We start from the raw sequence: 12464 nt of genomic DNA on the forward strand, positions 1-12464 counted from the left end.
GGTGAAGCGTCTTTGTCGGTTAGTTGTCGTTAGTCAATTCTGCCACTTTGTTGCTCAAATGGCAGCGCGAGCTTGTGCTTATCGACGAAAACCCCGAAAACGCGGGCCCCACGAGGGGACACATATGCAGTTTCGGGGTCTGCCGACGATCATCTCGCTTCCAGCTCTTACCAGCGGTAGTGGGCGAAGGCGCGGTTGGCCTCTGCCATCTTGTGGACATCCTCGCGACGCTTCACGGATGCGCCGAGACCGTTGGAAGCATCCAGGATCTCGTTGGCGAGACGCTCGATCATCGAGTTCTCACGACGCTGGCGGGTAAAGGTGACCAGCCAACGCAGGGCGAGAGTGGTGGAGCGCTCCGGCTTGACGTCAACCGGGACCTGGTAGGTTGCGCCACCAACACGGCGGGAGCGAACCTCGAGGTCCGGGCGAACGTTGCCGATAGCCTTTTCCAGGGTGCCCACCGGATCGGTGCCGGTCTTCTCGCGGCAGATCTCGAGTGCGCCGTAGACGATGCGCTCGGCGGTGGACTTCTTGCCGTCCTGCAGGATCTTGTTCACAAGCTGGGTGACCAGCTCGGACTCGTATACCGGATCCTTAACGATGGGACGCTTCGGTGCTTGCTGCTTACGCATTGATTACTGTCCCTTCTTCGCGCCGTAGCGGGAACGTGCCTGCTTACGGTCCTTCACTGCCTGGGTGTCGAGGGCGCCACGAACGATCTTGTAGCGCACACCCGGGAGGTCCTTCACACGGCCGCCGCGCACGAGCACCATGGAGTGCTCCTGCAGGTTGTGGCCCTCGCCCGGAATGTAAGCGGAAACCTCGACACCGGAGGTCAGGCGCACACGGGCGACCTTACGCAGTGCAGAGTTCGGCTTCTTCGGGGTGGTGGTGTACACGCGGGTGCACACGCCGCGGCGCTGCGGGGAGCCCTTCAGCGCAGCAGTAGCCACCTTCGCGCTCTTGGAGTGGCGGCCCTTGCGGACCAGCTGCTGAATAGTAGGCATTCAAGCCCTTTCTGTTCGCGCGTCCCGCTCACACATGGCCATACATGCAAAAATAGGGGCTCTTCTTCCGGGGCCCTGCCGTTTGCATGAACTACCTAGTGAACGAGTCGCATGGAGTTCGTTTAACTTCGCACCGATTCACACGGGCGAAACCTCAGATAATTTACAACACGCCAAGGCATGACGGCAAATCCGTGCTAGCTTTCGTGGCATGAGCGATGCGAACCTCCCCCGTAAGCGACTGAGCAGCGCGGAACGCGACCGTGCCGCCGCCTTCCTTCACGATGCATTCGTCGATGGACAGCTCACCGTCAACGAGTTCGACGAGCGCTCCCGCATGCTCTACGAGGCAACCTTTGTCGATGAGCTTCCTGCGCTTATCGACGATCTCTCCCCCGTCACCGCCCAACCCCATCCTCCGGCCCAGCGCCCTTCAGGAGTGAGGAACTACGTCACCGGCGAATCCGGCGGCTCCGGCTTCAGCCTTGCAGTCATGGGAGGCAGCGAGCGAGGCGGCGACTGGTTGGTAGCTCCAACGCACACCTCCTTCACCGTGATGGGCGGAAGCTCAATCGATCTGCGCGAGGCGAGGTTGAGTTCTCACGAGACCGAGATCAACGCATTCGCCATCATGGGTGGCATCGAGATCATCGTGCCAGACGATGTCCGAGTCGTCGATGCAGGAATTGGAATCATGGGTGGTTTCGGGGTGGAAACCCACTCGTCGTGCAGGTTTTCTCTCGCTGAGATTCCCGCCGATGCTCCGGTCATCCATGTTCGCGGGCTCGCACTCATGGGTGGCGTAGGAATCGTGCGCGCAGCCCGTGGTGCTCACATTTAGTATCAGCACAACAAAAAGCCCGGCCTCCCCTCAGCGGGGATGCCGGGCTTTGAAGCAGACCTAGCTAAGCCAGAATGCTGGGGCTGCCTTTAGAGCTCCTCGTAGCCGAACTCTTCCATCGGCACCGAAGCGCCGGTGAATTCGCCGTAGCCTTCGTCGCCGTAGATGGAATCGCCGAAGGTCGGGATGGCGTACGCCGCGGAGCGTGCCGCCTCGGTCGGCTTGACCTGGATGTTGCGGTAGCGGGAGATACCGGTACCAGCCGGGATCAGCTTACCGATGATCACGTTCTCCTTCAGGCCGATGAGCTTGTCGGAACGCTTGTTAATCGCAGCGTCCGTGAGCACACGGGTGGTCTCCTGGAAGGACGCGGCCGACAGCCAGGACTCGGTAGCCAGCGATGCCTTGGTGATGCCCATGATCTCGGAGCGCATCTCGGCCGGCTCGCCACCGTCTGCCACAGCAGCGGCGTTGACCTGGCGTGCCTCCGACAGGTCCACGAGCGTGCCCGGGAGGAACTCGGTGGTACCCGAGTCGATCACGGTGCCGCGACGCAGCATCTGGCGGATGATGATCTCGATGTGCTTGTCGTGGATGGACACACCCTGGGTGCGGTACACGGCCTGGACCTCGTCGATAAGGTGCTTCTCCACACCGCGACGGCCGAGAACCTCGAGCACGTCGTGCGGGTCAGCAGCACCGCGAAGCAGGCGCTCGCCCACCTCGACGTGGTCACCCTCGCGCAGGCCACGCTCGATCATGGCGTCCGGGTTGGACTCCATCGGGCGGCGAACCTGGGCCAGGCCCTGGCGCTTGGACAGCTTCTCGTAGACCACCACGTCGGAACCGTCATCCGGGTGGATGGTCAGGGTCCAAAAGTTGCCCTCGTCCTCGAGCGAGATCGTGCCGGCCACGGAAGCGATCGGGGCGCGGTTCTTCGGAACGCGGGCCTCGAAGAGCTCCTGGACACGCGGCAGACCACCGGTAATGTCGCCACCGACACCACCCTGGTGGAAGGTACGCATGGTCAGCTGAGTACCCGGCTCACCAATGGACTGTGCAGCCACGATGCCGACGGCTTCGCCGATGTCGACGAGGTGACCGGAGGCCATGGACTTGCCGTAGCACTTCGCGCAGACACCGGTCGGGGTCTGGCAGGTCAGCACGGAGCGAACCTTGACCTCGGTGATGCCGGCGGCCACGAGGTCGTCGATACGCTGCTCGCTCAACTCGGTACCAGCCTCGGCGATGACTTTGCCATCAGCGTCGGTGGCATCCGCAGCCAGAACGCGGCCGGAGACAGAGGTCTCGACCAGGTCGTGGCGGTGGAAAACGCCAGCGTTTTCCACGGCAACAGGAACCTTGACGCCCTGACGGGTGCCACAGTCCTCCTCGCGGACGATGACGTCCTGCGCCACGTCCACCAGACGACGGGTGAGGTAGCCCGAGTCAGCGGTACGCAGAGCGGTATCGGCAAGACCCTTACGGGAACCGTGGGAGTTGTTGAAGTACTCCATCACGGACAGGCCTTCGCGGAAAGAGGTCTTGATCGGGCGCGTGATGTACTCACCACGCGAATTCACGACCATGCCCTTCATGCCGGCCAGGGTCCAGATCTGACGCATGTTACCTGCAGCACCGGACTTCACGATCATCGGAATCGGGTTGTCGTCCGGGTACAGGTCCTCGACGGCCTGACCAACCTTGTTGGTGGCATCCTGCCACAGCTCGACCAGACGGTCGTAACGGTTCTCCTCCGTAAGCGCGCCCTTCTCCCAGAACTTGCGCTCGATGGCCTCGGCTTCCTTCTCGTACTGCTCGAGGACTTCGTTCTTGTTCGGGAGAATCAGCACGTCGGACATGGAGATGGTGACGCCGGAACGGGTGGACCAGTAGAAGCCAGCGTCCTTCATCTTGTCCAGCACCTGAGCGACGGTGATCATCGGGTACTGCTCAACCATGGACTGGATGATGTCGCCGAGCAGCACCTTGCCGCCGCCACCGCCCTTACGGACCATGGCGCCTTCCTGGTACGGGAAGTTAAACGGCATGAGCTCGTTGAACATGATGCGACCAAGGGTGGTCTCCATCATCCACGGCTGACCCTTCGTCCAACCATCCGGGAACTGCTCTGCCTCGATCTCCTCCGTCGGACGCAGGTGATCGATGCGCACCTTGATCGGTGCCTGCAGGCCAAGCACGCCCAGGTCGTAAGCCATGATGGCCTCACGGTAGGACGAGTAGACGCCGCGCTCCGGGCCGTTTTCGTCGGCAGGTGCATATGCGCCCTCGCCGCCGATCTCCTGCGGGCCCTTGAGCATGGTCAGGAAGTACAGGCCGGTCACCATGTCCAGGCGCGGCATTGCCAGCGGCTTGCCGGATGCCGGGGACAGGATGTTGTTGGAGGACAGCATCAGGATGCGGGCCTCAGCCTGCGCCTCTGCGGACAGCGGCAGGTGGACTGCCATCTGGTCACCGTCGAAGTCGGCGTTGAATGCTTCACAGGCCAGCGGGTGCAGCTGAATTGCCTTACCCTCGACCAGCTTCGGCTCGAACGCCTGGATACCCAGACGGTGCAGGGTCGGTGCACGGTTGAGCAGCACTGGGTGCTCGGAAATCGCCTCTTCGAGGACGTCCCACACCTCAGGGCGCTGACGCTCCACCATGCGCTTGGCGGACTTGATGTTCTGCGCGTAGTCATTATCGACGAGGCGCTTCATCACGAACGGCTTAAACAGCTCGAGCGCCATACGCTTCGGCAGACCACACTCGTGCAGCTTCAGCTGCGGGCCGACGATAATCACGGAACGGCCGGAGTAGTCCACACGCTTACCCAGCAGGTTCTGGCGGAAGCGGCCCTGCTTGCCCTTGAGCAGGTCAGACAGGGACTTCAGCGGACGGGTGCCCGGGCCGGTGACCGGACGGCCACGACGACCGTTGTCGAACAGGGCGTCAACGGACTCCTGCAGCATGCGCTTCTCGTTGTTCACGATGATCTCTGGTGCACCCAGGTCGATCATGCGCTTCAAACGGTTGTTGCGGTTGATCACGCGGCGGTACAGGTCGTTCAGGTCAGAGGTGGCAAAACGGCCACCGTCGAGCTGGACCATCGGACGGAGCTCCGGCGGGATCACCGGAATGGCGTCGAGGATCATGCCGGCCGGGTCGTTGCCCGAGCGCTGGAACGCAGCGACAACGCGCAGACGTTTCAGGGCGCGGACCTTCTTCTGGCCCTTGCCCTCGGCGATGATGCCACGCAGCTCCTCAGCCTCGGCGTCGAGGTCGAAGTTGCGGATCAGGGTCTGGATTGCCTCGGCGCCCATGCCGCCGGTGAAGTAATCCTCGTAACGGTCGACGAGTTCCTCGTAGAGGTTTTCGTCGATAATCATCTGCTTCGGAGCGAGCTTCTGGAAGGTGGTCCAGATCTCGTCGAGGCGCTCAACCTCGCGCTCGCCAGCCTCGCGCAGGTGCTGCATTTCCTTATCGGCAGCGTTCTGCACCTTCTTGCGGGCAGCAGCAGTTGCGCCGGAAGCCTCGAGCTCAGCGAGGTCCTCCTCCAACTTCTGCGCACGGTCGGCGATCTCGGAGTTGGTGTCGTCCTCGACATCCTTCTTCTCCATCAACATCTCCGCCTCGAGGGTGGACATGTCGTTGTGTCGAGCCTCGTCATCAACCGAGGTGATGATGTTCGCCGCGAAGTAAATGATGCGCTCAAGGTCCTTCGGCGCCAGGTCGAGCAGGTAGCCCAGACGCGACGGCACACCCTTGAAGTACCAGATGTGCGTCACCGGAGCAGCCAGCTCAATGTGGCCCATGCGCTCACGGCGCACCTTGGACTTGGTCACCTCGACGCCGCAGCGCTCGCAGATGATGCCCTTGTAGCGGACACGCTTGTACTTACCGCAGGCACACTCCCAGTCGCGGGTCGGACCGAAGATGCGCTCGCAGAACAGGCCGTCCTTTTCCGGCTTGAGCGTGCGGTAGTTAATGGTTTCAGGCTTCTTCACCTCGCCGTGGGACCAACGGCGAATGTCGTCGGCGGTGGCCAGGCCGATGCGAAGCTCATCGAAGAGGTTTACGTCAAACACGTAAAAATTCCTTTTCTTTTAAGTGGTTGGCTATTGCGTTCGTTTGATCGTCGACAAGCAATTGCTTTACGACGACCACCTGGCGCCTAAGCGGTATCCGCCGCTGCACCCTCATCGCGGGACAGGTTAATGCCGAGCGAGGAGCCAGCCTGATCAAACTCGTCGTCATCGCCGTCGAGCTCCATCGGCGTGCCATCAGTAGAGAGAACCTCCACGTTCAAGCACAGGGACTGCAACTCCTTGAGCAACACCTTGAAAGACTCCGGAATACCCGGATCCGGGATGTTGTCGCCCTTGACAATCGCCTCGTAAACCTTCACGCGGCCGACCACGTCATCCGACTTAATGGTCAGCAGCTCCTGCAGCGTGTAGGCAGCGCCGTAAGCCTGCATTGCCCACACCTCCATCTCGCCGAAACGCTGGCCGCCGAACTGAGCCTTACCGCCCAGCGGCTGCTGCGTAATCATCGAGTACGGACCAGTGGAACGAGCGTGAATCTTCTCGTCCACCAGGTGGTGCAGCTTCAGCATGTACATGTAACCGACCGAAATCGGGTACTTGTACGGCTCACCGGAACGGCCGTCGAACAGGACGGTCTTACCGTCGCCGTCCACCATGACGTCGCCGTCGCGGTTCGGCTTGGAGTTAGCAAGCAGGCCTGCGATCTCGTCGTTGGTCGCACCGTCGAACACCGGGGTTGCGGTCAGCGACTCCGGCGGAACGTCATACAGGTGCTCCGGCAGGGTCTCCAGCAACTTAGCGTTCGCCGGATCGTCCGGGTTCACCGTCCAGCCGGCCTTCGCCAGCCAGCCCAAGTGGACCTCGAGCACCTGGCCGATGTTCATACGACGCGGCACACCGTGGGTGTTCAGAATGATGTCCACCGGGGTGCCGTCAGCCATGAACGGCATGTCTTCCTGAGGCAGGATCTTGCCCACGACACCCTTGTTGCCGTGGCGGCCAGCCATCTTGTCGCCGTCCTGGATCTTGCGCTTCTGAGCCACGTACACGCGGATCATCTCGTTCACGCCCGGGGACAGATCGTCGTCGTCCTCACGGGAGAAGCGACGCACAGCAATGACCTTGCCCTGCTCACCGTGGGGCACCTTCAGGGAGGTGTCGCGGACCTCGCGGGCCTTCTCGCCGAAGATGGCGCGCAGCAGGCGCTCCTCCGGGGTCAGCTCGGTCTCGCCCTTCGGGGTGACTTTACCGACGAGGATGTCGCCGTCACGCACGTCAGCACCGATACGGATGATGCCGCGCTCGTCCAGATCCTTCAGCACGTCCTCGGACACGTTCGGGATCTCACGGGTGATCTCCTCGGCACCGAGCTTGGTGTCGCGGGCATCAATCTCGTGCTCCTCGATGTGCACGGAGGTGAGGATGTCCTCCTCGACCACGCGCTGGTTGAGGATGATGGCGTCCTCGTAGTTGTGGCCTTCCCACGGCATGAACGCAACCAGCAGGTTACGGCCGAGAGCCATCTCGCCGTCCTTGGTGCCCGGGCCGTCAGCGATAACCTGACCAGCCTCGACGCGGTCGCCCGCGTTCACGATCGGGGTCTGGTTGTAGCAGGTGCCCTGGTTCGTACGCTCGAAGGTGCGCAGCATGTAGGTGTCGCGGCCACCCTCATCATCCATGACGGTGATGTAGTCGCCCGTGACGTTCTCAATCACGCCGGCCTTCTTGGAAATGACGGTATCGCCAGCGTCGTATGCAGCACGCTGCTCCATACCGGTAGCCACGTATGCGGACTCGGCGCGCAGCAGCGGCACAGCCTGCTTCTGCATGTTCGCACCCATGAGGGCACGGTTTGCATCGTCGTGCTCGAGGAACGGAATCATCGCCGTAGCCACGGACACCATCTGACGCGGGGAAATATCCAGGTAGTCAACGCCCTTCGGGCCGACGACGCCAATGTCGCCTTCCTTCAGGCGGACCTCAATACGCTCACCGGTGAGGTTGCCGTCCTTATCCATCGGGGTGGCCGCCTGCGCAATGGCGTAGCGGTCCTCCTCGTCAGCGGTGAGGTAATCAATCTGGTCGGTCAGCTTGCCGTCATTGACCTTCTGGTACGGCGTCTCAATGAAACCGAACGGGTTGACGCGCGCGTACGACGACAGCGCACCAATCAGACCAATGTTCGGGCCTTCCGGGGTCTCAATCGGGCACATACGGCCGTAGTGCGACGGGTGCACGTCTCGCACCTCGATGCCGGCGCGCTCACGCGACAAACCACCCGGACCAAGCGCAGACAGACGACGCTTGTGGGTCAGGCCAGACAGAGAGTTGTTCTGGTCCATGAACTGCGACAGCTGCGAGGTACCGAAGAACTCGCGGATCGCAGCGGAGACCGGACGCACGTTAATCAGCGACGTCGGGGTAATCGACTCCGCATCCTGGGTGGTCATGCGTTCGCGCACGACGCGCTCCATACGGGACAGGCCAACGCGGACCTGGTTCTGGATCAGCTCACCCACGGTGCGCAGACGACGATTACCGAAGTGGTCGATGTCGTCGGTGTTGATCGGGATGATCTCACCGGACGGGGAGGTCATCTCCGACTCACCTGCGTGCAGACGCACCAAGTACTCGAGGGTGGTAGCAATGTCCTCTTCGGTCAGCGTCATCAAACCGTCGTGATCGCCGCCGAGACCAAGCTTGCGGTTGACCTTGTAACGGCCCACGCGAGCCAGGTCGTAACGCTTCGCCTTGAAGAACGAGTTCTCCAGCAGGGACTGCGCAAGGTCACGCGTCGGCTGCTCGCCCGGACGCTGCTTGCGGTAAATCTCCAGCAGAGCCTCGTCGGTGTTGTTCACACCGTCGTTTTCCAGGGTGGACATCATGATCTCGGAGAAGCCGAAGCGCTCCGTGATCTGTTCCGTGGTCCAACCCAGAGCCTTCAGCAGGACGGTAACCGGCTGGCGACGCTTACGGTCAATACGCACACCAACGGTGTCACGCTTGTCCACGTCGAACTCGAGCCAAGCGCCGCGAGACGGGATAACCTTCACGGAGTGCAGCGGGCGCTCCGTGGACTTATCAATCGACTCGTCGAAGTACACGCCTGGGGAGCGCACCAGCTGGGAGACAACGACACGCTCGGTGCCGTTGACAATGAAGGTGCCCTTGTCGGTCATCAGCGGAAAATCGCCAATGAACACGGTCTGGGACTTAATCTCCTGCGTGTCGTTGTTAATGAACTCCGCGGTCACATAGAGCGGCGCGGAGTAGTTGATGTCCTTGTCCTTGCACTCGTCGATCGTGTACTTCACGTCTTCGAAGCGCGGCTCGGACAACGTCAGGCTCATGTTGCCCGAGTAGTCCTCGATCGGGGAGATCTCCTCAAGAATGTCCTCAAGGCCCGAGGTGACGCGTGCATCGTCGCCACGGCTCGCCTGCTCATTCTCACGCCACTCCGACGTACCGACGAGCCACGCGAACGATTCGAGCTGCACATCGAGCAAGCCCGGGACGGTAATGGGCTCGTTAATCTTCGCGAACGAATAACGTTCCGGAGCCCCCGGGATTTCAGCCATATTCATGGTCTGGTCTGAGACTGCCAAGTTGGGTCCTTCCAGCACCTCTGGCGGATGCTCACCGGCCCGCGTCTGGCTTCGCGGTCCAGCGGCATTTCCGCAGGATAAGTTAGCATTTGGTCTGCTTCGGAAGACCCGCCCCCAGAGACAACAAAATCACCTTGTCAAATAGGAAATTCTCATCCGTATGCACAAGGCTTCAATGACGTACTGGAGACGGCTTCCAGCGCAACGAGCAAGCTTATACAAAAGCTAACAAATTGTAAAGGGCCCTATCGGGCACTCAACCCCCCGCGTTACAACCCTCACGCACCCGTGCCGTCTGGTGCCGTTGTCCAAGTTGCTGGAGGGCAGCCTACCACCCCACCCGCGCGACTCGTCAATTGCGACGCGCCGAAACAACCGAACCAATCAGCCCGACCAGCGCCAACACCGCACCAACACCGGTCACAACCCACCACAACAACGGATTCGCAACCTTCGGCTGCGCCTGACCAACCCGCTGCACCAAGCCCGCGACCTGCGCTTCATCCATCCGACCGTCATACGTCACCACATTCTGCACGCCGTTACCCTCGGCGTCGGCATAGTAATCGTCGACACGCTCGTTGATCCCCACAACCACGCCCGTTTGCTCGTCGACAAGCAACTCGCGCTCTGCGGCATGAGTGAGGAACGTGCGCTCACCGTCGATCGTGAGCGTGTTGCGCGGATCGGCGTAGCGCTGCGCGATATTCGTCGGAGCAACCGTCTGCTGGTAGCGGTTGACGGTGCGCCCGCCGATCTCTTGCGTATCGACGAAACGCGCCGGCGCCGTGCCACGCAACACCGAGTCAAACACGTCCACGTCCGACGCGGGCGCGGGTGACGGGAATTTCAGCCAAGCGCCGTCGACCGGCACCTCGGCGGCGGGCATCCCGAGGATGACCTGGGCCTGTGCAGGTCCGACGGCCCCGCCACTGACCCGGTCCATCTCGTACGACCAGGTGGTGGCGGAAAGCAGGTTGTCAAAGTCGCCGGCGGCTTCGCCCGCACGCACGGTGTCTCCGATACGCACCGCCGCTTCGTCGTCACTGGCCGGCTCCATGATCTCCATGTGCAGCTGACGCGTGACCGGCGCGGACTTGCCCCCGCGGGTGCCATCCGGGTCCTCGATGGTCCAGGTGGCCTGGCCAAGACCGAGCGGGAGCCGCTCGTTAGACAGCAGTACGTTCGGTGCGAGCAAACCCGCGACCAGAAGCGCGACGCCGCTGCCTGCGACGAGCGTGGCGATGGGACGGGGTGTGGCTGGCATGGTGCGCAAGCTTAGCGCAACACACGAAACCCCCTCCGGTTGCGTGTGCGAACCGGAGGGGGTGTCGTCGAAAAGCGAAAGGCTCTTACTTGAGGGTGACCTTTGCGCCAGCCTCCTCGAGCTTAGCCTTAGCAGCCTCAGCATCGTCCTTGGAAGCGCCTTCCAGGATGGCCTTCGGGGTGCCCTCAACCATTTCCTTAGCGTCCTTCAGGCCCAGGCCCGGAACGAGCTCGCGGACAGCCTTAATGACACCGATCTTCTTGTCGCCAGCGTCCTCGAGAACAACGTCGAACTCGTCCTTCTCCTCAGCAGCCGGAGCATCGCCAGCAGCGCCCGGAGCAGCAGCAACTGCAACCGGAGCAGCAGCGGTCACGTCGAAGACCTCCTCGAATTCCTTCAGGAACTCGGAAAGTTCGATAAGAGTCATTTCCTTGAACTGCTCAATGAGCTCGTCCTTGGTGAGCTTAGCCATGATGGCTTCCTTTCTTTAGGTGGGCGTCTGCAGCCCAGATGTAAAAGTTTGCTTACGCGGCTTCCTGCTTGTCCTGCAGCGCAGCGACAAGACGAGCCGTCTTGGAGGCCGGAGCCTGGAACAGGCCGGCAGCCTTTGCCAGAGAACCCTCGAACGCACCAGCGAGCTTCGCAAGGGTGGTCTCGCGGTTGTCCATCTCAGCCAGAGCGTCGATCTGGGAAGCGTCCAGGACGTTACCGTCCATGAAGCCGCCCTTGATCACGAACGCGTCGTGGTCCTTGTTGAACTTCTTCATCACCTTCGCAGCATCAACAGCCGCGTCGCCCTTGATGAACGCAACAGCGGTCGGGCCGGTGAGAAGATCGTCGAGACCCTCAATGCCCTGCTCATTAGCAGCGATCTTGATGAGAGTGTTCTTGGCGACGTGGTACTCGACATCAAAGCCCATATCGCCGCGCAGCTGCTGGAGCTGGCCGACGGTCAGGCCACGGTACTCAGTCAGCACGATGGAGTCCGCCTCAGCGAACTTCTCCTTCAGAGCTGCAAGTTCCGCAACATTCTTCGGGTTTGCCATGACACACGCCTCCTTCCGATACTTCATGTCCTTCAATCCGCCCGGAGCACCAATGAAAAATGCCCCGTGCAGAAGGCACGGGGCAGACGTTACGTCAGGCCTCGTTTCTCCTGCGTGGGTCGATCCCTGGAATGGGATACCTTCGACTCCCTTACGGAAGTGACCGACGGTCTTCGGTGAAACTTGAGCGCGATCTTTGCAGATCGCTCAAACTTCGGTTGGGTATCTTAGCGGGTTTCGCCGCGAGGTCAAATTGCCTGTGGATAAGCCATTGCTTTTCGACTGCTTTTCGACGATTCCACGCCCAGTTATCCACAGGCCAGGTGCACTTTCTCTGTTGACGGTTTAGCGTTTTATGTATGAATTCGTTCGAGGTGTTAGTGCAGGCGATGTCGGCCGCAGCGTTAGAGACGCTGGCCGACTTCGACCTCGATGTTGCACTCGCCTCGGGCTTCGCACCGGATCGAGCTCGTGCCTGGGCGCGGCTGCGCGATGTGTATTTCGGGCGCACCAAGTTCACGCGTAAACAGGCGGTGGCAGCTACGCGTGCTCGGGCGTTTTCCCTGGATGAGTTGGCGTTGATCGAGCGTCGCATCGCACCGGTCAAGGATACGTCCCAGCGGTGGGCGCTGCGCCTTGCCCTGCT

The 12464-nt window shown here is 61.4% G+C and carries 8 protein-coding genes and 1 pseudogene; 2 read left to right on the top strand and 7 right to left on the bottom strand.

Translation table 11 applies throughout. The features are described from left to right. Positions 1-167: 167 nt before the first annotated feature. Together rpsG and rpsL are read right to left on the bottom strand one after the other, a co-directional pair. Positions 168-635 (bottom strand): 30S ribosomal protein S7, encoded by a 468-nt coding sequence (gene rpsG / locus HMPREF2656_RS01215; protein ID WP_070422703.1) that lies wholly within the window; start codon positions 633-635, stop codon positions 168-170. A 3-nt stretch (positions 636-638) separates the two neighbouring features. Further along, positions 639-1010: a 30S ribosomal protein S12 gene (rpsL, locus tag HMPREF2656_RS01220; RefSeq protein WP_070422702.1), complete on the bottom strand. Its 372-nt coding sequence runs from the start codon at positions 1008-1010 to the stop codon at positions 639-641. 211 nt (positions 1011-1221) lie between these two features. On the opposite strand from rpsL, the gene HMPREF2656_RS01225 reads away from it, so the two are divergent. Next, entirely contained in the window at positions 1222-1851 is a 630-nt protein-coding gene (locus tag HMPREF2656_RS01225; RefSeq protein WP_070815611.1) for a DUF1707 SHOCT-like domain-containing protein, read from the top strand. Between the two features lie 89 nt (positions 1852-1940). Here the strand turns inward: HMPREF2656_RS01225 and HMPREF2656_RS01230 are convergent, their stop codons facing one another. From HMPREF2656_RS01230 to rplJ, 5 genes are all read right to left on the bottom strand, one after another. Further along, positions 1941-5939, bottom strand: coding sequence for a DNA-directed RNA polymerase subunit beta' (locus HMPREF2656_RS01230; RefSeq protein ID WP_070450630.1), 3999 nt, complete (start codon positions 5937-5939; stop codon positions 1941-1943). An 86-nt stretch (positions 5940-6025) separates the two neighbouring features. Then, positions 6026-9523 (bottom strand): DNA-directed RNA polymerase subunit beta, encoded by a 3498-nt coding sequence (locus tag HMPREF2656_RS01235; RefSeq protein ID WP_070815612.1) that lies wholly within the window; start codon positions 9521-9523, stop codon positions 6026-6028. Between the two features lie 334 nt (positions 9524-9857). After that, entirely contained in the window at positions 9858-10772 is a 915-nt protein-coding gene (locus tag HMPREF2656_RS01240; RefSeq protein WP_070815613.1) for a cell envelope lipid trafficking protein PgfA, read from the bottom strand. An 85-nt stretch (positions 10773-10857) separates the two neighbouring features. Continuing rightward, positions 10858-11244: a 50S ribosomal protein L7/L12 gene (rplL, locus tag HMPREF2656_RS01245; RefSeq protein ID WP_070422697.1), complete on the bottom strand. Its 387-nt coding sequence runs from the start codon at positions 11242-11244 to the stop codon at positions 10858-10860. A 52-nt stretch (positions 11245-11296) separates the two neighbouring features. Further along, the gene (gene rplJ, locus HMPREF2656_RS01250) at positions 11297-11818 is read right to left on the bottom strand and encodes a 50S ribosomal protein L10 (RefSeq protein WP_070422696.1); all 522 of its coding nucleotides are present in this window, start codon (positions 11816-11818) and stop codon (positions 11297-11299) included. 359 nt (positions 11819-12177) lie between these two features. Here rplJ and HMPREF2656_RS12950 point away from each other — a divergent pair. Further along, positions 12178-12464 (top strand): annotated as a pseudogene (locus tag HMPREF2656_RS12950) (hypothetical protein); the annotation flags it as partial.

The organism is Corynebacterium sp. HMSC034B08 (genome assembly GCF_001835805.1).
In the GTDB taxonomy this organism is placed as follows: domain Bacteria; phylum Actinomycetota; class Actinomycetes; order Mycobacteriales; family Mycobacteriaceae; genus Corynebacterium; species Corynebacterium coyleae.